The sequence below is a fragment of the Aestuariispira insulae genome, from assembly GCF_003385955.1.
Lineage (GTDB): Bacteria > Pseudomonadota > Alphaproteobacteria > UBA8366 > Aestuariispiraceae > Aestuariispira > Aestuariispira insulae.
The window spans coordinates 253,637-274,102 of record NZ_QRDW01000002.1; the positions used below are offsets into that span (position 1 = coordinate 253,637).

20 protein-coding genes are annotated in these 20,466 nt (G+C 57.2%); 10 read left to right on the top strand and 10 right to left on the bottom strand.

The genetic code is table 11. The features are described 5' to 3' along the window. Positions 1–5: 5 nt before the first annotated feature. The 3 genes from DFP90_RS07190 to DFP90_RS07200 all read right to left on the bottom strand — a co-directional run bounded on the left by DFP90_RS07190 (position 6) and on the right by DFP90_RS07200 (position 2,451). Positions 6–947 (bottom strand): L-threonylcarbamoyladenylate synthase, encoded by a 942-nt coding sequence (locus tag DFP90_RS07190; protein ID WP_115935783.1) that lies wholly within the window; start codon positions 945–947, stop codon positions 6–8. A 54-nt stretch (positions 948–1,001) separates the two neighbouring features. Continuing rightward, a complete protein-coding gene (locus DFP90_RS07195) occupies positions 1,002–1,553 on the bottom strand; it encodes a pyridoxamine 5'-phosphate oxidase family protein (protein WP_115935784.1) in 552 nt (183 codons plus the stop codon). 145 nt (positions 1,554–1,698) lie between these two features. Next, complete coding sequence (locus DFP90_RS07200) at positions 1,699–2,451, bottom strand: substrate-binding periplasmic protein (RefSeq protein ID WP_115935785.1); 753 nt, start codon at positions 2,449–2,451, stop codon at positions 1,699–1,701. 80 nt (positions 2,452–2,531) lie between these two features. On the opposite strand from DFP90_RS07200, the gene DFP90_RS07205 reads away from it, so the two are divergent. The 5 genes from DFP90_RS07205 (at position 2,532) to ppdK (ending at position 11,025) form a co-directional block, all read left to right on the top strand. After that, positions 2,532–2,987: a MaoC/PaaZ C-terminal domain-containing protein gene (locus tag DFP90_RS07205; RefSeq protein WP_115935786.1), complete on the top strand. Its 456-nt coding sequence runs from the start codon at positions 2,532–2,534 to the stop codon at positions 2,985–2,987. Between the two features lie 125 nt (positions 2,988–3,112). Continuing rightward, entirely contained in the window at positions 3,113–4,969 is a 1,857-nt protein-coding gene (locus DFP90_RS07210; RefSeq protein WP_115935787.1) for an SLC13 family permease, read from the top strand. A gap of 312 nt (positions 4,970–5,281) precedes the next feature. After that, on the top strand, positions 5,282–6,154 hold the full coding sequence (locus DFP90_RS07215; RefSeq protein WP_115935788.1) for a glycine--tRNA ligase subunit alpha: 873 nt from the start codon (positions 5,282–5,284) through the stop codon (positions 6,152–6,154). A gap of 17 nt (positions 6,155–6,171) precedes the next feature. Beyond that, the gene (gene glyS, locus DFP90_RS07220) at positions 6,172–8,268 is read left to right on the top strand and encodes a glycine--tRNA ligase subunit beta (protein WP_115935789.1); all 2,097 of its coding nucleotides are present in this window, start codon (positions 6,172–6,174) and stop codon (positions 8,266–8,268) included. Between the two features lie 90 nt (positions 8,269–8,358). Beyond that, positions 8,359–11,025 carry a pyruvate, phosphate dikinase gene (gene ppdK / locus DFP90_RS07225; RefSeq protein WP_115935790.1) on the top strand — a complete coding sequence of 889 codons (2,667 nt, stop codon included), beginning with the start codon at positions 8,359–8,361 and terminating at the stop codon, positions 11,023–11,025. A 95-nt stretch (positions 11,026–11,120) separates the two neighbouring features. On the opposite strand, the gene DFP90_RS07230 is transcribed toward ppdK, so the two are convergent. The 3 genes from DFP90_RS07230 to DFP90_RS07240 form a co-directional block, all read right to left on the bottom strand. Continuing rightward, positions 11,121–11,705 carry a hypothetical protein gene (locus DFP90_RS07230; protein WP_147300966.1) on the bottom strand — a complete coding sequence of 195 codons (585 nt, stop codon included), beginning with the start codon at positions 11,703–11,705 and terminating at the stop codon, positions 11,121–11,123. A gap of 431 nt (positions 11,706–12,136) precedes the next feature. Next, positions 12,137–12,316: a hypothetical protein gene (locus DFP90_RS07235; protein ID WP_115935792.1), complete on the bottom strand. Its 180-nt coding sequence runs from the start codon at positions 12,314–12,316 to the stop codon at positions 12,137–12,139. 72 nt (positions 12,317–12,388) lie between these two features. After that, on the bottom strand, positions 12,389–12,598 hold the full coding sequence (locus DFP90_RS07240) for a cold-shock protein (protein WP_115935793.1): 210 nt from the start codon (positions 12,596–12,598) through the stop codon (positions 12,389–12,391). Between the two features lie 419 nt (positions 12,599–13,017). Here DFP90_RS07240 and DFP90_RS07245 point away from each other — a divergent pair, with 419 nt between their 5' ends. Together DFP90_RS07245 and DFP90_RS07250 are read left to right on the top strand one after the other, a co-directional pair. Then, positions 13,018–13,674: a 2OG-Fe(II) oxygenase gene (locus DFP90_RS07245; RefSeq protein ID WP_181905234.1), complete on the top strand. Its 657-nt coding sequence runs from the start codon at positions 13,018–13,020 to the stop codon at positions 13,672–13,674. Positions 13,675–13,748: 74 nt separating this feature from the next. Next, positions 13,749–14,141, top strand: a complete 393-nt coding sequence (locus DFP90_RS07250; protein WP_115935795.1) for a GFA family protein — start codon at positions 13,749–13,751, stop codon at positions 14,139–14,141. On the opposite strand, the gene DFP90_RS07255 is transcribed toward DFP90_RS07250, so the two are convergent. Both DFP90_RS07255 and DFP90_RS07260 read right to left on the bottom strand, forming a co-directional pair. Beyond that, positions 14,108–14,803, bottom strand: a complete 696-nt coding sequence (locus DFP90_RS07255) for an SGNH/GDSL hydrolase family protein (protein ID WP_115935796.1) — start codon at positions 14,801–14,803, stop codon at positions 14,108–14,110. The genes DFP90_RS07250 and DFP90_RS07255 overlap by 34 nt on opposite strands. Continuing rightward, positions 14,800–16,032 (bottom strand): acyltransferase family protein, encoded by a 1,233-nt coding sequence (locus tag DFP90_RS07260; protein WP_115935797.1) that lies wholly within the window; start codon positions 16,030–16,032, stop codon positions 14,800–14,802. The genes DFP90_RS07255 and DFP90_RS07260 overlap by 4 nt, the downstream gene beginning before the upstream one ends. A 256-nt stretch (positions 16,033–16,288) precedes the next feature. Between DFP90_RS07260 and DFP90_RS07265 the strand changes: the two genes are divergently transcribed. Further along, positions 16,289–16,801 (top strand): gamma-glutamylcyclotransferase family protein, encoded by a 513-nt coding sequence (locus tag DFP90_RS07265; protein WP_115935798.1) that lies wholly within the window; start codon positions 16,289–16,291, stop codon positions 16,799–16,801. 6 nt (positions 16,802–16,807) lie between these two features. On the opposite strand, the gene DFP90_RS07270 is transcribed toward DFP90_RS07265, so the two are convergent. Beyond that, positions 16,808–17,623, bottom strand: coding sequence for a substrate-binding periplasmic protein (locus DFP90_RS07270; protein ID WP_181905235.1), 816 nt, complete (start codon positions 17,621–17,623; stop codon positions 16,808–16,810). A gap of 112 nt (positions 17,624–17,735) precedes the next feature. Here DFP90_RS07270 and DFP90_RS07275 point away from each other — a divergent pair, with 112 nt between their 5' ends. Both DFP90_RS07275 and DFP90_RS07280 read left to right on the top strand, forming a co-directional pair. Continuing rightward, entirely contained in the window at positions 17,736–18,239 is a 504-nt protein-coding gene (locus tag DFP90_RS07275; RefSeq protein WP_115935800.1) for a GreA/GreB family elongation factor, read from the top strand. Between the two features lie 90 nt (positions 18,240–18,329). After that, on the top strand, positions 18,330–19,325 hold the full coding sequence (locus DFP90_RS07280) for a response regulator transcription factor (protein WP_115935801.1): 996 nt from the start codon (positions 18,330–18,332) through the stop codon (positions 19,323–19,325). A gap of 106 nt (positions 19,326–19,431) precedes the next feature. Here DFP90_RS07280 and pyrC read toward each other — a convergent pair whose 3' ends face one another. Beyond that, positions 19,432–20,466 (bottom strand): dihydroorotase, encoded by a 1,035-nt coding sequence (gene pyrC / locus DFP90_RS07285; protein WP_218044605.1) that lies wholly within the window; start codon positions 20,464–20,466, stop codon positions 19,432–19,434.

Consider the following 20,466-nt stretch of genomic DNA (forward strand, 5'->3'; position numbering starts at 1 on the left):
TTAACCTATAGGTAAGATGCACGACGTATGCGATCATTTATCGCCAGGCCCAATCCGGTTTCCGGGATTGGCGCGATGGCAATGGCGGAAAAGCGCGGATTGTCCAGCTGATGCAGCATGATGAATAGGTTGGCTGCCGCTTCGCGCAGATCCCCCGAGGGGCTGAGATTAAGGGTCGCGCTGGGGCAATCACCCAGGCCCAACCAGGCTTCGCCAGCGTTTGGTTCGGTCACATTCAGCCTGACCGGTAGGCCCGGTGCATAATGGGATGACAGCATGCCGGGCGATTTCGGCGCGTGATCGTCGCTGGCTGCCCGCAAGAGGGTGACCCCCAAGCAATCCTCAATCGCCTCAACCGCGATGCCGCCCGGCCGCAGCAGGGTGGGCCTGTCGCCGGATGCATCAATAATGGTGCTTTCAACCCCAACCTTGCAGGGGCCGCCATCCAGGATCATGGTGACCTTTTCACCAAGGGATGCCGCCACATGGGCTGCTTCCGTCGGGGACAGCCTGCCGCTGGCATTGGCGCTGGGCGCGGCAATGGGCCTGTCGGCCACGCGTAAGAGATCACGCGCCCCGCCATGGGCGGGCACCCGGACCGCGACCGTATCCAGACCGGCACTGACCAGCTTTGACAATCGGTCCTTTTTCAGACGCGGCAGCACCAGGGTCAGGGCCCCCGGCCAGAAACGGTCGGCCAGTTTATGCCCGATCTCGGTCATCTCCGCATAGCGGGCAACCTCCCGGGCGCTGGGCAGATGCACGATCAGAGGATTGAAGCTGGGCCGCCCCTTGGCCTCATAAATCCCGGCCACCGCATGATCATTGGTGGCATCCGCCCCAAGGCCGTAAACGGTCTCGGTCGGAAAGGCCACCAGCTCGCCCGCCCGCAGCGCCTTAGCCGCAGCGGCAATGCCTTTGTCATCCATGGGTGTGATCATGCTCATGAAACGCCTTTGATCACAAAAACAGGGGTTTTGGCAAGTGCGATGGCGGATGGATCAATCATCGAAAATGCCGGTGGGTCTGCCGTCCACGCTTGTTTGGTTTTTCCGCCGCCAATAAACCATGACCCGATCCGGACCCATTTTGGCATAGAAGGGCTCTAATTCCTCAGGCCCACGCTGCCCCTGGTAATCAAACAGCGGCACGCCGGTGCCACAGGAAACCTGGACCAGATCGATTGTCAGGTCAAAGATCTGCCGGGCACCTGCCATGGCGGGGAATAGTCCGGCCAATTCCTCCCACGCATCATCGCGTGGGTGAATGGTTTTTGCCTGCCCATAGACCCGGATGATTTTGGCCATCCCCTCAAAGGCGCAGAACATCAGGGTCATCCGATCCGATTCAAGAATGTGGGCCGCTGTTTCATTGCCACTGCCCGACAGGTTGAGCCAGACGAGACGACCTGGCGACAGGACTTTCAGGCTGTCCATGCCCTTGGGCGAAAGATTGACCCGTCCGGTGGGCGCGGCGGTGGCGACGAAAAACATATGCTGGGCTTCGATGAAACGGATGAAACTGGCGCGCAGTTCCGTTGGTTTCTTGGCCATGGCGGATTGCCTCCCCTGTTATGATGCCGTTCTTTTCTAAGCCCAGACTGCTGACAGCCTCATGTCAGCATGTGACGCTGATCGCGGCCATGATTAACAGGAACAGGGAGGGCCGTTTCGTCTTATCTCACTGGCTTTTTTAGAATCAGTCCAGATACCGGGAGATTATTTCGGCAATTTCATGCTCCGCCCACATGGTTTTGAGCGCCTGGTCGATCCGGTCCCGCAATGCGGGCATGCCTTCGGCCGCCTTGCTGTAGCCGATAAAGGCCGGTGTGCGGTTCAGGGGCGGTTCCAGGATGGTGACTTGGCCCCGGTGGCCGGTTGTCTTCAACAGATAGCGGATGGTCAGGCGGTCGGATGCCATGGTGGCAATGCGGTTACGCGCCAACATGCGTATACCGGTAACACTGTCCGGCACGTCGATCTTTCTCAGCATGCCATCGGTGAAGGCCTGATCGATATTCTTGCCGAGGCTGAATCCCATGGGGGTGCCGATATCCTGATCCGCAAGCGATTGCAATGTTCCGTCATAGCGGATGGGCTTGCCCCGCGGTACCGCAAGCACGATCTCCTCATAGGAGAGCGGTTGCTTGGCATAATGCATGTAGGTGGCGCGCTCTTCGGTATAAAACAGGGTGAACATCAGGTGCGATTTGCCCGACCGGATTTCAGTCAGGGCCCGTTTCTGCGGCACATGGAACAGCTCAAGCGGTTCACCAGCCCTACGGAAGGCCGCGCGAACAATATCGGTGACAATCCCGGTGATTTCCTGGTTTTGCACAATCATATAGGGTGGATAATGCACGGTGACGCCGCGATAGGCCTCTTGGGCCTGTCCGGGCGGGGAGATCGCGGCTATCCCCAGGGCTGCCGCGAAAATTACTGGGAATCGCATGGGTTTCGGGCCTAAGCTTGGGATAAGAATATCCGGATGATAAACCGGAACTATTAAATTTAGCTGAATGGGGAGAGGGGATGCATTCCAAATATCTTGATGAGTTTGAAGCGGGGCAGGCCTACACAACCGCCAAGGCCAGCCTGTCGGAAGGCCAGATCCTGGATTTTGCCATGATGTATGATCCCCAGCATATGCATATCGATCATCAGGCGGCGGAAACCGGGCCTTTTGGCGGGGTAATCGCCAGCGGCTTCCAGACCCTCTCACTCTCGTTCCGCCTGTTTTACGATTTGGGCCTGATCCGGCAGACCAATATCATCGGGGTTGGCATGGATGAATTGCGCTGGACTGCGCCGGTCTATCCGAAAGATGCACTGCAGGTGATGGCCCGGGTGACAGAGGTGCGCCCCAGCGCGTCAAAGCCGGACCGCGGCACATTGAAATGGTATTTGGAAACCATCAATCACAAGGGTGACATGGTAATGCATGTGGATCTGATCATGATTTTGCGCCGGGATCCATCGCAGGCCTAGGGGAGGTGCAGCAATTTGGAAATTGTTTTTATTTCCAAGGGCCGTGCTAAGGTGCTAATCAAGCGGAAGGAACCGGGACCGTAGAATTCCGGCGCGTAGGGAAATTTAAGGGAGCAGCCGTTTACATGCACTTTGGCGATTTGGCCATGTTCCAGATGGGCGCGGTCTATGTACTGATTTTGATCACGCTCGTGCTTTATGCGACCGAAGCCATGCCACTGGAACTGACATCCTTTTGGGTGATCTGTTCACTGCTGGTTCTTTTCCATCTTTTTCCGGTGCCCGATGCCTATGGCAACAACCAGTTATCCGCCAAGGTGCTGTTGTCGGGTTTTGCCAATCCGGCTCTGCTGACGGTCCTGGCGCTATTGGTGCTGGGTGAGGGGCTGGCCCGCACCGGGGTTCTGGATTCCGTTGCCGTCTTTGTTCATACCGTCGCCAAGGGGCGGCCTGGCCTGGCGATTGCCATTGCGCTGCTGGTGGTGGTGGTGGTTTCCGCTTTCCTCAATAACATTCCAGTGGTTGTGATCTTCGTGCCGATCATGCAGGCTCTGGCGTCCAAGATCGGCAAGCCGTCCAGCCGCTATATGATGTCGCTCAGTTTCGCGGCCATCCTGGGGGGCATGACCACCCTGATCGGGTCTTCGACCAACCTTCTGGTCTCTTCCGCGCTGATTAAGCTGGGTGAGCCCGGTTTTGAGTTTTTCTCTTTCACGATTCCAGGGCTGGTGGTGGCCGGTGTCGGCCTGATCTATGTGATGTTCGTTCAGCCGCTGATCCTGCCGGACCGGGTGACTTATGACGGCGAGGCCAGTGGCACCAGCGCCAAACAGTTCCAGGCCCAGGTTAAGGTGATTGCCGGATCGAAGCTGGATGGCATGGCCTCGGTTAGCGGGTTTTTCCCGGACCTGAAGGGAATCACCGTCTTGATGGTGATCCGCAATGATGAACAGTTTTTCCCGCCCTATGACGATATCGTCCTGAATGAAAGCGATATCCTGGTGGTGGCGGCGACCCGGGAATTGCTGGCGGAATTGCTGGGTGAGGATCCGGCCCTGCTGCGCCCGGATCTTGCCAATGCCAAGGAATATGAGCGCAAGCAGATTGCCCAGGCCTGGCACAAGGGCGAGCAGACCATGGCCGAAGCCATGGTCAAGCCGCATTCCCATTATGTGGGCAAGACCATCAAGCAGATCGACTTCAAGCGCGCCTCCAACACCATGATCATCGGGATCGAGCGCCGGTCCTCCATGAAGCGCACGCGGGTGACGGAAACGCCGCTGGAGGCGGGTGATATCCTGCTGATCCAGGGTGAGGAACAGCGCATGGATGACCTGCGCAACAATAAAGACATTTTGTTGATGGAATGGTCTTCCTCCAACCTGCCAAAACCTTATCATGCCAAGCGCGCGGCCCTGATTTTTGCGGGTGTCGTCGGATGCGCCGGCTCCGGCATCCTGCCGACCGAGATTGCGGCCCTGGCCGGGGCGGCGGTGATGGTCCTGGGCGGGGCTTTGTCATTGGAACGGGCCTTTAAGGCGATTGATCCGCAGATCATCATGCTGATCGCGGCGGCCTTGTCCCTGGGCGTTGCCATGGAAGTGACCGGCGGCGCGGCCTTCTTGTCGCACAGCATGATCGTTGCCTTGGGCGGGGCCAGCGGCCCGATCATCCTGTCGGCCTTTTTCCTGCTGGTGGCGATCCTGGCCAATGTCATGTCGACCAAGGCAACCGCAGTCCTGTTCACGCCCATTGCCGTGGCGGTGGCGCGCGAATTGAACCTGCCGGTGGAACCTTTTGCCGTGGCGGTGGTCTTTGCCGCCAACTGTTCCTTCGCCAGTCCCGTGGGTTACCAGACCAACCTGCTGGTCATGGCACCCGGCCATTACCGTTTCGTCGACTATATCAAATACGGCACGCCGCTGATCCTCATCTGCTGGCTCGCCTTCAGTCTCTTTGCCCCCTGGTGGTATGGACTCTGATGTCTGGCTGGTGACTTGGATTGCCGGGTCAGGCCTGGCAATGACGAAACTGTAAAACTGTCATCCCCGGGCGTGACCCGGGGATCTCTATGGCAAAGCCGCGGAAGGGCCATTTGCGACTTTTCAAATGACGACAATGGACCAGGGGGGGCCGGATCGGCGATATATCCAACGAAAAGGGCGGCTTTGCGCGATTCCGCCGTTGACCTGAAAGGGGGCGCTGGTTATTTTGCGCCGCACATTTTCCAATAATGCAGGCGGGAAACCTCCCGCTTTGTTTGATACGGGCGGAAGGCCCCAAGGCATAGCACAGTGGCAACCGACAATAGTCTTCAATCGATTATTCTAAATCTCCATAAATACTGGTCTGACCAGGGCTGCGCGATCCTGCAGCCTTATGACATGGAGGTCGGTGCCGGCACCTTCCATTGGGGTACCACCCTCCGGTCCCTGGGGCCGGAGAACTGGAAAGCCGCTTACGTTCAGCCGTCCCGGCGTCCGACCGACGGGCGCTATGGTGAAAACCCCATGCGCTTGCAGCATTATTACCAGTATCAGGTGCTGATGAAGCCCTCGCCGGAAAACAGCCAGGAGCTGTATCTGGGCAGCCTGGAAGCCATCGGCATCGATCTGAATAACCACGATATCCGCTTTGTTGAGGATGACTGGGAAAGCCCGACGCTTGGCGCCTGGGGCCTTGGCTGGGAAATCTGGTGTGACGGCATGGAAGTGAGCCAGTTCACTTATTTCCAGCAGGTCTGTGGCTTTGACTGCAACCCGGTCTCGACCGAGCTGACCTACGGGCTGGAGCGTCTGGCCATGTATGTCCAGGGTGTTGAGAATATCTATGATCTGAAATTCAACGACACCTATTCCTATGGCGATGTCTATCACCAGGCGGAAGTGGAATATTCCAAGCATAATTTCGAGCTGGCCGATACCGACATGGTTCTGCGCCATTTCGAGGATGCGGAACGTGAATGTGCCAGACTGGTCGAGGGCGGTGTTTCGCTGCCCGCCTATGACCAATGCCTGAAAGCCAGCCATCTCTTCAACCTGCTGGATGCCCGTGGCGTGATTTCCGTCACCGAGCGCCAGGCCTATATCGGTCGGGTGCGCGCCCTGGCCCGGATGTGCGGGGAGGCCTATTTGAAGGCCCGCGGCCATCTGGATGAAAACGCGTGAGCGGGGGGAAAGAGACAATGACTGAATTGCTGATTGAACTGTTCTCCGAAGAGATTCCGGCGGGCATGCAGACCCGCGCGGCGGATGATTTCAAAGGCCTGGTGGAAACCGGGCTGAAGGCGGAAAACCTAACCTTCGACGCGGTCCGCGCCTATTCAACCCCGCGCCGCCTGACCCTGGTGGTCGAGGGCCTGCCGCTGGCCCAGCCGGATGTCAGGGATGAACGCAAAGGCCCGAAAGTGGGCGCGCCCGAACAAGCGGTTGCCGGTTTCCTGCGCGGCGCCGGTCTGGAAAGCCTGGACCAGTGTGAGCAGCGCGAAACGCCGAAGGGCGCTGTCTGGTTCGCGGTGATCGAGCGCAAGGGACGTGCGACTACCGAAGTGCTGCCGGGTATCATTCTGGACGCCATTAATAAGCTGCCCTGGGCCAAGAGCATGCGTTTCGCCGATCAGGCCTTCCGCTGGGTCCGGCCCTTGCGCCGGGTGAATGTGGTCTTCAATGGAGCGGTTCTGGACGGCAGCCTGGATATGGGCGGCCGGGTGATGGCATTTGGCAATGAGACCGAAGGCCACCGTTTCCTGTCACATGGCACGGTTACTTTCACCAGCTTTGACGACTATGAAAAAGGCCTGCTGGAAAAGCAGGTGGTGCTCGACCCGGCCAAGCGCCGCGAGATGATCGCCTCTGCGCTCGACATGGCGGTGCGCGCCGAAGGATTGACCGTCAAGGATGATCCAAAATTGCTTGATGAAGTGACCGGCCTGGTGGAATATCCGGTGGTCCTGATCGGGAATATCGATCCGGAATTTATGGAAGTGCCGCGCGAGGTGCTGACCTCATCCATGCGCGCCAACCAGAAATATTTCACGCTTGAAAATCCCGATGGCTCCATGGCGACCAAATTTGCGCTGGTCTCCAACATGGTGGCGAAAGACGGCGGGGCGGCTATTGCCAACGGCAATGAGCGCGTGCTGCGTGCGCGCTTGGCCGATGCCAAGTTTTTCTGGGATCAGGACCGTAAAAAGCGTCTGGAAGACAACCTGCCCAAACTGGACAAGGTGATTTTCCATGCCAAGCTGGGCTCTGTCGCCGAGCGCGTGGCCCGGATGGAAGAGCTGGCGGAAACGCTGTGTGATCATATCGAGGGCGCGAACAAGGCCGAGGCCCGCCGTGCGGCCCAGCTGTCCAAAGCCGACCTGGTTTCCGAGATGGTTTATGAATTCCCGGAAGTGCAGGGGATCATGGGCCGCTATTACGCGATCCACCAGGGTGAGAATGAGGCGGTCGCCAATGCCATCGCCGACCATTATTCCCCGGCCGGTCCCAATGATGCCTGCCCGACCGCGCCGGTCTCGGTCGCTGTGGCGCTGGCGGAAAAGCTGGATACGCTCTCCGGCTTCTGGGCTATGGATGAAAAGCCGACCGGGTCCAAGGACCCTTATGCGCTGCGTCGTGCGGCATTGGGCATTATCCGCCTGATCCTGGAAAATGGCGTCCGGGTCAATCTGGCACCGGTCCTGCGCCGCCAGATCGGCCTGTATAGTGAAATGTATAAGATGGGCCTGGGGCCGGAGGGCGAACATGCCGCAGCCGATGACCTGCTGGCTTTCTTCGCCGACCGCCTCAAGGTCCATTTGAAATCCGACGGTGTGGCCCATGACCATATCCAGGCGGTCTTTGCCCTGGGCGGTGAGGATGACCTGGTGCGCCTGCTGGCCCGCGTGAAGGCGCTGGGCGCGTTCCTGGGCAGTGACGATGGTGCCAATCTGCTGACCGCCTATCGCCGGGCCGCCAACATCCTGAAAGCTGAAGAGAAAAAAGACGGCCGCAGCTTTGACGGTGAGGCCGATGCGGCGCTCTGCCAGCAGGATGAGGAAACCGCGCTGGTCAAGGCGCTGGAAGGGGTCGAGGTCTATAAGGACCTGCTGGCCAAGGAAGATTTTGAAGCGGCCATGTCGGCGCTCGCGACCTTGCGGGCCCCGGTTGATGCCTTCTTCGATCAGGTGACCGTCAATGCCGATGACCCGGCCTTGCGGGAAAACCGCCTGAAACTGTTGAGTCGCATCCGCGACATCATGGGATCTGTTGCCGATTTCGGCCAGATTGAAGGATGAAAAGGGGCGGAACTTTCGGGTTCCGCCCTTTCTCTTTCGAAAAAGAAAAACGTGCGTAATAGTTCATTCGTTAATAGACGGAACATACAAATGACTAAATGGGTTTACAGTTTTGGTGACGGCACGGCGGAAGGCCAGGCCGACATGCGCAACCTGCTCGGCGGCAAGGGCGCGAACCTGGCCGAGATGAGCAATATCGGCCTGCCGGTGCCGCCCGGTTTCACCGTGACCACCGAAGTCTGCACCCATTATTACGCCAATGAAAAAAGCTATCCGGGTGAGCTTTCCGGCCAGGTGGATGAGGCGCTGGCCAAGATTGAAGATATTGTCGGTGCCAAGTTCGGCGATACCGCAAACCCGCTGCTGGTTTCTGTGCGCTCCGGCGCGCGGGCATCCATGCCGGGCATGATGGATACGGTTCTGAACCTGGGCCTGAATGACGAAACGGTTGAAGGTCTGGCGGTGAAATCCGGCGATGCCCGTTTTGCCTATGACAGCTACCGCCGTTTCATCCAGATGTATTCCAACGTGGTGCTGGAAGTTGAGCATCACCTGTTTGAGGAATTGCTGGAAAACAAAAAGGAAGAGGTCGGCGCGGTTCTCGATACCGACCTGACCGCCGATGATCTGAAAGCCCTGCTGGCGGATTATAAGAAACTGGTCCGGGACGAGCTGGATGAGGATTTCCCGCAAGATCCCAAGGAACAGCTCTGGGGCGCGGTCGGCGCGGTCTTTTCCAGTTGGATGACCCACCGGGCGGTGGTCTATCGCAAGCTGCACAAAATCCCGGAAGAATGGGGTACGGCGGTCAATGTCCAGGCCATGGTATTCGGCAATATGGGTGACGATTGCGCCACCGGGGTTGCCTTCACCCGTGACCCTTCCACCGGCGAGAACATCTTCTACGGCGAATATCTGGTCAACGCCCAGGGTGAAGACGTGGTGGCAGGCATCCGCACGCCGCAATTGCTCACCATCGCCGCCAAGGAAGGCCAGGGGTCCGACCTGCCGGCCATGGAAGAGGTGATGCCGGAAGTCTTTAATCAGCTGAATGATGTGCGGCTCAAGCTGGAACGCCATTATGTGGACATGCAGGATATCGAGTTCACCGTCCAGCAGGGCAAGCTCTTCATGCTGCAAACCCGGAACGGCAAACGCACCAGCCAGGCGGCGATCAAGATCGCCTGTGACATGGTGACCGAAGGCCTGATCAGCCAGGAACAGGCGGTGATGCGCATTGAGCCGCAGTCGCTCGACCAGATCCTGCACCCCAGGCTTGACCCCAGTGCCGAGCGCAAGGTGATCGCCAAAGGCCTGCCGGCCAGCCCCGGTGCCGCCAGCGGCATCGTGGTCTTCACTGCTGATGATGCGGAACGCCGCGCCAATGACGGTGAAAAGGTGATGATGGTCCGCATTGAGACCTCGCCGGAAGATATTCACGGCATGCATGCGGCCCAGGGCATCCTGACCACCCGTGGCGGCATGACCAGCCACGCCGCCGTTGTGGCGCGTGGCATGGGCCGTCCCTGTGTCTCCGGTGCCGGTTCCATCCAGGTGGATTACAAGGCCAAAACCTTCACCGTCTCCGGCGTCACCGTCAAGGAAGGCGACTGGATCACCATTGATGGCGGTTCGGGTGAGATCATGCTGGGCCAGGTGCCGACCGTGCAGCCGGAGCTTTCCGGTGATTTCGGCCGCATCATGGAATGGGCCGATGGCGCGCGCCGCCTGAAGGTTCGCGCTAATGCGGAAACCCCGGAAGATGCCGCGACCGCGCGCAATTTCGGCGCGGAAGGCATCGGCCTGTGCCGGACCGAACATATGTTCTTTGAAGGCGACCGTATCGTCGCCATGCGTGAGATGATCCTGGCAGAAGATGAAGACGGCCGCCGCAAGGCGCTGGCCAAGATCCTGCCGATGCAGAAGGCGGATTTTGTCGAGCTCTTTAAGATCATGGCCGGCCTGCCGGTGACCGTGCGCCTGCTTGATCCGCCGCTGCATGAATTCCTGCCCCGTGAAAAGGCGGATTTCGACCAGCTGGCCCAGGATCTGGGCGTGCCGGCGGAAAAAATCCAACAGCGCGCTGCCCAGCTGCATGAATTCAACCCCATGCTGGGCCATCGCGGCTGCCGCCTGCTGAACAGCTATCCGGAAATCTGCGAAATGCAGGCCCGGGCCATTTTCGAAGCCGCCATCCAGGTCGGCGAAGAAACCGGGGATCAGCCGGTCTGTGAAGTGATGGTCCCGTTGGTCGGTATCCAGAAAGAGCTGGAGCTGATGCGCGCCGTCATCGAGCGTGTGGCGGAAGATGTTGAGCGTGAAACCGGCAAGAAACCGGTCTATCAGATCGGCACCATGATCGAGCTGCCGCGCGCGGCGCTGCGTGCCACCACCATCGCGGAAGCGGCTGAGTTTTTCAGCTTCGGCACCAACGATCTGACCCAGACCACCTTCGGCCTGTCCCGCGACGACGCCACCAGCTTCCTAGGGAGTTACGAAAAACGCGGCATCCTCAAACATGACCCGTTCGCGACCCTGGACAAGGAAGGCGTTGGCGAGCTGATCGAAATCGCCGCGGAACGCGGTCGCAAAACCCGGCCCGGCATCAAGCTGGGCATCTGCGGCGAACATGGCGGCGATCCGGCCTCGATCGATTTCTGCGAGGAAACCGGCCTGGATTACGTCTCCTGCTCACCCTTCCGCGTGCCGATCGCAAGACTTGCGGCGGCCCAGGCATCGATTGCCCGTAAGGGGTGATTTGAGGGCTTTTAGGAGCCTTATGAAATGGGAAAGCCCCGCCGATTTTGGCGGGGCTTTTTCATTTAATTCTTTGCAGCTTGCTTATAACAGTATCATTTTGGCGGAATTAGGTTTTGTAAGTCATGAACAACTTCGTCAATTTTGTTGGCAAGGGAGCGAAGATCTGCTGGCGAAAGCTCATAGTGCTCGCAAGCGTGCTCGCAAGTTACCTTCTCTACTGAACGGACGAATGACCATCTTCCATGGACAATAATGTTCCGCCAATCCGATAGTCCTTTGTGCTCGGTGCCTTCCGTTGGAACTATTTTTTCTAAGCATTTATTAATAAGGCGACCTAGTTTTGAACCGTTTACGTCATCTGTGAATGCATCTAATACCGCCGCTTTTAGTTCGGACATTCTTTTCTTTTTGTGAAGCTTTGTCATGTCATCGGCAAAGTTCCCTTTTATTTCGGGATCTTTTAGCCGTTTGATGATCAATTTAAGCATATATTCTAGTTGTCCATGCGCAGCTACAACCGCACCAATTTCCCTCAAAAATTCATCAGGAAGATGTTTAATTCCTATGTGCCAAAAGCTAGGGGTTTGAACTGATGAATATACTGAAACGTCTCTGTCTGAGGATAAAGTTGTAGAGGCCGCGGTCGCAGTCGAGCAATATATAATTGTTTCAATCATTTAATAGTCATCCAGCCAGGGTTAAAATCTCATCTTACACTGATTCGGTGTATTTTCTTGCGAGATAACTTCACACAAACTCTGCCCCACGCCCCTGGACCCCGGATCAAGTCCGGGGTGACGGTTGAGAAGGGGGAACGGTTGTGTGGGTAGGCGAGGGGCTGGGGGCGTCAAATATCCCCGCCGTCATGCCGGACTTGATCCGGCATCCAGGGCTGTAGGCGCTGGGTCTGACAGGTTCAAGTAGCTGTCGTGATAGCGCGAGGATCTCGCCCCTGCCAAAGGCACGGCGGCACAGCGGCTAGCGCCGAACCGGTTCTTTTCAGCTGTTTCATGGTGAGGGCGGCAATGCCAATAAAAAAGCAGGCGGTCCGTGAGAATGACGCCTGCTTGATACGGTCAGTCAGTCAATTTGCTGACGGTCCAATTGGTCAGATGACCTGGACCAGGGCTTTGCTCTGATACATCTCGCGGATAATGTCGCGCGCATGTTGGATCATCTTATGGCTCATGAGGCCATCGATGGAGAAAATGTTCCGGCCGTTGGACTTTGAAAAAGTCACATAGTGATGCAGGCCGTAACGGGTCAGTAAAACTGTTTCTAAGGTCATGTAGTTCCTTGTTTCTGTTGGTCCTTGTCGCGGCAATAAAAAAGGCGGTCAAAAGACCGCCTTTTTCAAGGATCAGTCTTCGACAGTCAAATTGTCGGCTGACATCTTGCCATCCCGGCCGGAGACCAGTTCATAGCTGACATTCTGGCCTTCATTCAGTTTGGAGAGGCCGGCGCGCTCAACAGCGCTGATATGGACGAATGCGTCCTTGGAGCCGTCCTCGGGCTGAATGAAGCCGAAACCCTTGTCAGGGTTGAACCATTTTACGGTGCCTTTGGTCATGATCTATTCCTTTCACGACAAGTTTAAGATGTTCCGCTGCCCTATGCTGCGGAACCTGGGTAACGCTCAAATTGTCGGGGAAGAAAAATCAAAATCCGCCTTCGCGGGATAGAAATAGTGCATCTGCGACGTCCAAACGTGAAGCGACCCTAGGCTTATTTTCGGAAGAAAACAAGTAATTTTATTTCTCGGCCTGGCCTGGCGGTATCATCCTGTTGGTTTCCCTCGGCATTCCGTGATTGCGCAAAGTTTAAATCTCTGCCATGAGAGAGATTAAGGCTGTCCCACTTTTATGCGTTACCGGGGCCGCCGGGCCTTTTCGACAAACTGAACCCTCCGGCCGTGAAACCGTTTTGACCTGGTTTCCGGCGGATCGCCCTGTCCGGCTTTTTCCGCCGGATGCGGGCCAGGACCCTTTGATGCCGATAGAGAACAAAAATAAAACAAATATCACGCTATCGATGCCTGTGGCCTATAAGGCGGGCACGGTGGCCGATGCCCTTGTCCATCGGGGGTTTGCCCATGTGACCGGCCTGTTGGAAGAGGCGCTGTTTCATCAGCTGCGCGCCGAGCTGATCGCGCTAGACGCACAGGATCAATTGGACCGGGCGGGGATTGGCCGCGGCGATGATTTCACGGTGAAAACAGCGGTGCGCGGTGATTACACCAAATGGATCGATGGCGATACCTTGGCGGAATGTTTGCTGCTGGAGCGGCTGGAACAGGTGCGCCTTGAGATGAATGAACAGCTGATGTTGGGCCTGTTCGAGGTGGAGGCGCATTATGCCGCCTATCCGCCGGGCAGCTTCTACGCCCGCCATACAGACAGTTTTCGCGGCGCGAAAAACCGTATCCTCTCGCTGGTGATGTATCTCAATCCCGATTGGCGGGCGGAGGAGGGTGGCCTGCTCACCCTCTTTGCCGATGAGGCGGCGCAACGCCCCTTCACGGCGGTTCGCCCGGAACTGGGCCATGCGGTCTTGTTTCTGAGCGAGGAAATGCCTCATGAGGTGACAAAGGCACAGCGCAGCCGCTACAGCATTGCCGCCTGGTATCATTGTCATCAGCCTTTGTGATTTTTCCTAGCCATGCCGATTTAAATATGTTCTATAAATGTTCTCAAATAATTTTCATTCAGGGGACATGACACATGATCGAAGGCAGCTGTTATTGCGGGGCGGTGAAATTTGCGCTGAAGGCGGAGCCATCCATGATGGGCACTTGCCATTGCTCGCGTTGCCGCAAGGCTGGGGCCAGCACCATTATCTTTGTCAAACGCGACGATCTTTTCTGGCATCAGGGCCGGGACAATGTGGCGCTGTATCATCCGGAACCGCCCCATAAATATGGCCGCTGTTTCTGCAAAAGCTGTGGCACGTCATTGGGAGAGATTTTGTCTGATGAAGAGACATTCCCCATTGCCGCCCATGCGATTGATACGCCCATGGTCATCCGCAATCAGTTTCACGAACATGTGGCGGACAAGCCCGACTGGTATGAGATTGCTGATCAGGCCGGGCAGTCGGAAGGTGATCCCGCCTGAGGCGTAAGCGCACGGTTCAATTCGCCAATCAACAGATCATAGCCGGGCCTGTTCAGATGGATCCGGTCCGGCTCCAGATAGTCCGGGCGATAGTTCCGCATGGGGGGCGGCGTGATCATTCGGCAATTGGTGCGGGCCTCACAAAGACTGGCGATGCGTCGGTTCCATAGGGCGATATCGGGCGGACTGTCCAGGCCTTCAATAGGCCCCACATGCTGGTGCGCGAGCATCAGAATCGGTTTCTCCCGGGGCAGGCTGTCCAGAATTTTTACCAGGGTGGTTTCCAGGCCATCTGTCCGGCCCTGCAACAGGTTATTAAGACCGGTTTGGACGATGATGGCGGCGGCCTGATCGATAGAATGGTAATGGGACAGGCGGGCCATCAATTCTTCTGCGGTCTCGCCGCCAATGCCGAAATTGCTGGCCGGGCAGGACAGGCGGGCCGTATCGATCCCCTGGATCGTGCTGGCCCCGAATAGCAGCACCCGGCCCGGAGGCAGGTTGCGGTCCTGACGCAGTTGATGCGCGGTCAGGATTTCGCGATAACCGTCCTGGCGGAGGCTGCCCTGGAATTCATGCCAAAGCGGTCGTCCCGCCATCAGGCCGATGCCCGCCAGCAGGAGGGCGATCAGCAAGAGCAGGCCCCAGCCCCTGCGGGTCATGACGCACCGGTTTCTTTCAGTACGGGCTTTGGCTTGGCAATGGAGCGCGGCGTGCCGGTCTGGCCGTTGATGATGAAGCGCATGATGGTGGACGGCTTGACCAGGAACAGATGGATCGCCATGGCGGCACTGACCGAGGCTGTCACGATGATGGCCCATTCGATGAAGACAGGCCAATGGATGGAAACGAAGAAATCACCCAGCAGATAGACAAAAACATGGTGGAAGACATAAACGGTCATGGTGGCATCCGACATATGCAGCAAGGTTTTGCTGGGCTTGTCCCGGAAATAATGATGGAACAGCTTCAAGGTGGTCAGGATGGTGATCCATTTCAGAGCCAGATGCAGGCCGAAGACAGCATTTTCCAGGGCGGTCGGCAGCTCGAAAAACTCCGGCTTGATCTGCAGCGCCAGGCTGACGAGCGCCAGCGGCACCATCCAGATCTCCCATTTGAAGACAGTTTCATACAGCCGGTTGTTCCAATAAAGGCACAGACCGGCCAGGAAATAGACGAAATAAAAGGCGAAATTATAAGGGCTGATGATGCCGATCCCGGCCACCTGGAAAGGGCTATAGGGCGCCGGCAAAAGGGTGCTCAGGGTGATCGCGGCAAATTGCAGGCCGGTCAGGCAGAGGATCAGGGTCAGCACCGGCACCGGGCCGAAGGTGGCGATCCGCACCAATCGATCCAGGATTTTCAGGAAAAAATCGCCTTTGAGCTTCAACTGCTGGAAAATTGCGCAGCCGGTGATCACCACCAGGAATGAAAGCGCCAGTTGGACCAGGAACCAGATATGCAGCCATTCGCCCTGGGCAAAAACCTTTGCCAGATGATCGGACGAAAGGTAGGCCCAGAAATCAAGCGCGCCATCCCGGGGCGCGAAATGGTCCCGGTAGCGCAAGAAATGTTCCAGCACATTGACCGTCAGCAAGGCAAAAACCATCGGTATCCCGACACGGGAGAACCTTTTCAGGACGAATTTTTTCAGCCCATAACGTTCCAGCAGAAAGATCGAAAAAAAACCGCCAACGATGAAAAAGGTCGGGGAGATGAACATATGCAAAGCGGAAGAGAACCAATCGAAGATGTAAAATCTCTCCGTATTGGCCGTACGCATCGGGTCATGGGGACTGTAAACATTGCTGCCATGAATAAAGACCGCGACGAACATCACAAAGGTCCGGGCCGCATCAATGTCGTAATATCTGACGTCTTTGTTTTTCATGGACTTGCCGCAATTTATGTTGGAGCCCCCACCCCATGAAGGGCCGTTATAGGCGAAACGGATCAGAATTTAAACTGCTTGTTTCACATTTTCTTAAAATTTTAACGATCTTGTCCTGAAGGGCTTCTTTTGGCTTTTGACCATTAGGGAAAAATTGTTTCTCCTTTGAGTCAGAGCGACAAAAGCTGCCGCATTGCTTGCGGACAAATTAAAATAGCTGTCTAATCTGTTGCCAGTTTCCATAACGAATGACGGTATGATGCAGTCAGTATTCCATTTTGGGCCGCCTTTGCTTTCCCTGTTGTGCAAGATCAATCTCGACCGGCTGGGGGTCGATGCGGGCATGTCGCCGGATTGGTTGCGTGGTGCGGAGCAAGCTCTGGAGGCGGTTTTCACCTGTTCGCGTCGTCTGGCGGTCTATGGCACGCTGGCACCGGGAGAACTGCATGGCCGAAAGCTGGCCAATCTGAATGGCAGTTGGCAGGACGGGCTGGTGCGCGGCGACCTCTATCGCGATGGCTGGGGAACGGAGCGGGGCTGTCCGGGTTTGAAATGGGAACCTGACGGTTTGAAAGTGCCGATCAAACTGCTGACCGCCCGGGACCTGCCGGAAGAATGGGAACGTCTTGATTCCTTTGAGGGCGAGGATTATGTGCGCATCCTGGTGCCGATTGAAAATGACAATGGCGTCATCGCCATCGCCAATCTTTATGCCATCCGCCATCACATGCTGGATGACCGTGAAAAGCTGCTGATGGCCGGGCGCTGACCCGGATCAGCCGTTGGCGTCCGGATAATCTTCGCCATAATTGTAATGGCGGATCAGCCGTGGCAACAGGTCCGAGGCCAACAGTTCGCCGAGTCGTCGGTTGATATGGCGTTTCAAGGCGGCGGGCGCATTCCGGTTGAAGCTGAGATGCACCGGCTGGGCCGGGATCTGATGGCTGAAATCCTGCAGGCTGATCTCGTCATGGGAATATCCCATGGCATGCATGGACCAATGCGCCCGCTTGGTCCCGGATAGGAAGAAGTCGGCCCGATGTTCGGCGATCATGATCATCGCGTCGGTCCGGCTGGTCACATAAAAGGGGATGATGCCGCCCCTGTCGCTGTCCAGGTGCAGATAGGGCTCCAACTCGGGGTAGCGGTATCCCTGGATCAATACCAGCCGACGGCCGATCAAATCCTGGATCTTACTGACCTTGATGGCGGGCTTGCTGGATACCAGCGAATAATGCAATTCAAACAGGGGCTGCTCTGAAAACTCGAACTGCTCTTCAGATGGGCTGTCCTTATGCCAGGCAGGTGAACCATAAGTGATCCAGTTGCTGTCCAGACCGGATTCCAGCAGGCGCAGGAATTTCTCTGACGGGATTTGCTGATATTCCAGCTGGTAAGGGGTCTCGCGGAATATCTGGCGTACCACATCCGTGATGATGCCGCGGACCCGGTTCTTCTTGGCAATGATCAAGGGTTCGCTGGCACTGTAGGCAACAAAGGTCACATGGCGGTCATCCTTCGCCAGGGCTGGCGGCGGACAAGCCCCCCACAACAGGGTTGTTAACCCTATCAGGCTGAAAAGACGTATCATTGGCGCTGGCAATCCACTTCCTGCTGCACATTTGATAGTTGATTTTAGTCGCCATATCTTAACATTCGCTAAACGATACCGCCGAACCGCGGCGCGCGGAGGAAACACAAATATGAGCAGAGCTTTTGTCAAGGAACCGGACGGGGACGCCGTGCAGGATGACACGCCCGACATTCCGATCAGCCCGCACCCCAACTATGTGACGGCAACGGGATTGCGCCAACTGGAGCAACAGCGCGATGACCTTGTGGCGGAACGGGCAGCCCTAAAGGCTGGACCGGATCCGGTAGCGGTGAAATTGGCGCTTTTCCCCGTTGAACGTCGTCTTCGCTATATCCTGGCACGGCTGGATAGCGCGATCTTGAAATGCCCGGTCCAGACGGAAACAGTGGCGGTTGGTCATGCGGTCCTGGTGGCCGATGACGCGGGGGAGGAACAGCGTTATTGGATCGTCGGAGAGGATGAGGCCGATATCAAAGCATACAAGGTCAGCTGGGTGTCGCCCCTGGCCAGAGCTCTGATCGATCGCGAGGTGGGGGATCTGGTGAAATGGCGACGGCCCGCCGGAGACCGTGAGCTGGAAATCCTGGAAATCTCCCTTCCCGGTGGAGCCTGAAGGCCGGCATTATTCCGCCGCCATTGTGGGAATTGCGCATATTGCCTATAGTTGGCAAAGACCGCGACAGGGGGCAGGCGGGAAAGGTACATGGCTGTCAAAAGACATATGGGCAAGAATGACAACGCCAAGAAGGTTGTTGTTTATTATGCGGAATCCAAAAGCGACCTGCGCCTGACCATGCGCAATACACTGGCGCGCGAAGGGTTCGAGTCCACCCTGGATTTCGGATCATTGGCGGATCTGTGGGCGGCGGTGCAATCCAGGGCCCCGGATCTTGTCCTGGTGGATGCGGAAATGGTGACGGCGGAAGCCGACGGTGCCAAATTCATGCGCGATATCCGCTATGGGCGCCTCGGGGACAATCCCTATATCCCGATCATCTGCACGGTCTGGAATTCGGAACTGGACTATATTCGCCGTCTGATTGATGCCGGGCCCGATGACCTGTTGGTCAAACCCTTTTCGCCCAAGGACCTGTTTGACCGGATCGAGGCGCTGGTCTCCCGGCGAAAGCCTTTTGTGGTGACATCGGATTATATCGGCCCGGACCGGCGCAAGGACACGGTGCGCGAAGATGATGACAATCTGATCGAAGTGCCAAACACGCTCAGCGACAAAATGGCGGGCCGTCCGGTCAATGCCGCCCAATTGCAGCGGGCGATCCGCGGTATCAATGCCGAGATCAATGAAATGAAACTGCGGCGCAACGCCTTCCAGATTTCCTTTCTGGTGGAATTGCTGCTGCCCCAGCTTGAACAGCGGGAACCATTGACGGACGCCCAGGAACAGCTGCGTCATCTGCGTCAGGTGGCGCGGGATACTACCGCGCGGATGGACGGCACCCGTTACAGCCATGTGGCGGATCTAGCGCAGTCGCTGCAGGAAATCGCTCGCTCGCTGGAAGAGACGGTCGACCTGCCGGATGTGAAGGATATCAAACTTCTGAAACGGCTGTCCCAGGCCATCTTGCTGGCCTTTAACCCCGGCACGGATGCCGAGGCGCTGGCCGGCGAGATCTCCTCGGCGGTCTCAAAATATGACGCAAAGCAAAAAGCCAAGAAAAAAGCCGGGAAAGCGGAGTAAGGTCCCTGCTTGGCAGCATCCTTGCCGTTCTTTGGAACAGATACAGATATGTCACACCGGCCATCGAGCCGGTGTCCAAGCAGCTATTTAAAACTGATCGGTTGGGTTAATCCGCCAAACGCCAATTCAAGCTCTGACCCGCCATGAAGGGGATAATAGTGCCACCAGCCAGTTCCAATGTTTCCGGGATGGCGGTTTCACCCCGTTCCAGGGTGATCTTGCTCTGGTTCGGTGCCAGACCGTAAAAGGCTGGGCCGTTGAGTGAGGCAAAGGCTTCCAGATTGTCCAATTTGCCTTCCTCATCAAAGACCTGTGCATAGGCTTCAATGGCTGTGGGCGCATTGAAAATGCCGGCACAGCCGCAGGCGCTTTCCTTGGCATGTACCGGGTGCGGCGCACTGTCGGTGCCGAGGAAAAACCGCTTATGGCCGGAAACCCCGGCTTCGCGCACCGCCAGGCGGTGTTGTTCGCGCTTGGCGATCGGCAGGCAATAAAGATGGGGCCGGATTCCGCCTTTGAAAATGTCGGACCTGTTGATCATCATGTGATGCTGGGTGATGGTCGCGGCCACATTGTCGCCGGCGCTTTTGACAAACTCGACCGCCTGTTCGGTGGTGATATGTTCCAAAACCACCTTCAGGTCCGGATGGCGGCCGATCATCGGTTTCAAAATGGTGTCGATGAAAACCGCCTCGCGGTCAAAGATATCCACGTCCCCATGGGTAACCTCACCATGAATCAGAAGTGGCATGCCGATCTCGGCCATGCGGGACAGCACAGGATCCAGTCGGCCGACGTCGGTCACCCCGAAGGCTGAATTGGTGGTGGCATTGGCAGGATAGAGCTTTACCGCCGTATAAATCCCTTCCGCATGGCCAGCGGCCAGGTCATCCGGGTCGGTGCCATCGGTCATATAGGCGGTCATCAGCGGGGTGAAATCGCAGCCCGCCGGCACGGCGGCCATGATGCGCTCTCGATAGCTTGCAGCCATCGCTTTTGAGGTCACCGGGGGGGTCAGGTTTGGCATGATGATGGCGCGGCCGAACTGGCGTGCGGTATAGGGAACAACGGACTCCAGCATTGCACCGTCGCGCACATGCAGATGCCAGTCATCGGGGCGGGTGATGGTCAGGCGATCCAT

Coding starts and splice junctions, on each gene's coding strand:
- DFP90_RS07245 (WP_181905234.1), top strand. CDS start 13,018: ATGCCGATAGAGAACAAAAATAAAACAAATATCACGCTATCGATGCCT.
- DFP90_RS07235 (WP_115935792.1), bottom strand. CDS start 12,316: ATGACCTTAGAAACAGTTTTACTGACCCGTTACGGCCTGCATCACTAT.
- glyS (WP_115935789.1), top strand. CDS start 6,172: ATGACTGAATTGCTGATTGAACTGTTCTCCGAAGAGATTCCGGCGGGC.
- DFP90_RS07190 (WP_115935783.1), bottom strand. CDS start 947: ATGAGCATGATCACACCCATGGATGACAAAGGCATTGCCGCTGCGGCT.
- DFP90_RS07275 (WP_115935800.1), top strand. CDS start 17,736: ATGAGCAGAGCTTTTGTCAAGGAACCGGACGGGGACGCCGTGCAGGAT.
- DFP90_RS07255 (WP_115935796.1), bottom strand. CDS start 14,803: ATGACCCGCAGGGGCTGGGGCCTGCTCTTGCTGATCGCCCTCCTGCTG.
- DFP90_RS07260 (WP_115935797.1), bottom strand. CDS start 16,032: ATGAAAAACAAAGACGTCAGATATTACGACATTGATGCGGCCCGGACC.
- DFP90_RS07280 (WP_115935801.1), top strand. CDS start 18,330: ATGGCTGTCAAAAGACATATGGGCAAGAATGACAACGCCAAGAAGGTT.
- DFP90_RS07205 (WP_115935786.1), top strand. CDS start 2,532: ATGCATTCCAAATATCTTGATGAGTTTGAAGCGGGGCAGGCCTACACA.
- DFP90_RS07210 (WP_115935787.1), top strand. CDS start 3,113: ATGCACTTTGGCGATTTGGCCATGTTCCAGATGGGCGCGGTCTATGTA.
- DFP90_RS07200 (WP_115935785.1), bottom strand. CDS start 2,451: ATGCGATTCCCAGTAATTTTCGCGGCAGCCCTGGGGATAGCCGCGATC.
- DFP90_RS07240 (WP_115935793.1), bottom strand. CDS start 12,598: ATGACCAAAGGCACCGTAAAATGGTTCAACCCTGACAAGGGTTTCGGC.
- DFP90_RS07250 (WP_115935795.1), top strand. CDS start 13,749: ATGATCGAAGGCAGCTGTTATTGCGGGGCGGTGAAATTTGCGCTGAAG.
- ppdK (WP_115935790.1), top strand. CDS start 8,359: ATGACTAAATGGGTTTACAGTTTTGGTGACGGCACGGCGGAAGGCCAG.
- DFP90_RS07230 (WP_147300966.1), bottom strand. CDS start 11,705: ATGATTGAAACAATTATATATTGCTCGACTGCGACCGCGGCCTCTACA.
- DFP90_RS07265 (WP_115935798.1), top strand. CDS start 16,289: ATGATGCAGTCAGTATTCCATTTTGGGCCGCCTTTGCTTTCCCTGTTG.
- DFP90_RS07195 (WP_115935784.1), bottom strand. CDS start 1,553: ATGGCCAAGAAACCAACGGAACTGCGCGCCAGTTTCATCCGTTTCATC.
- pyrC (WP_218044605.1), bottom strand. CDS start 20,466: ATGGATCGCCTGACCATCACCCGCCCCGATGACTGGCATCTGCATGTG.
- DFP90_RS07270 (WP_181905235.1), bottom strand. CDS start 17,623: ATGATACGTCTTTTCAGCCTGATAGGGTTAACAACCCTGTTGTGGGGG.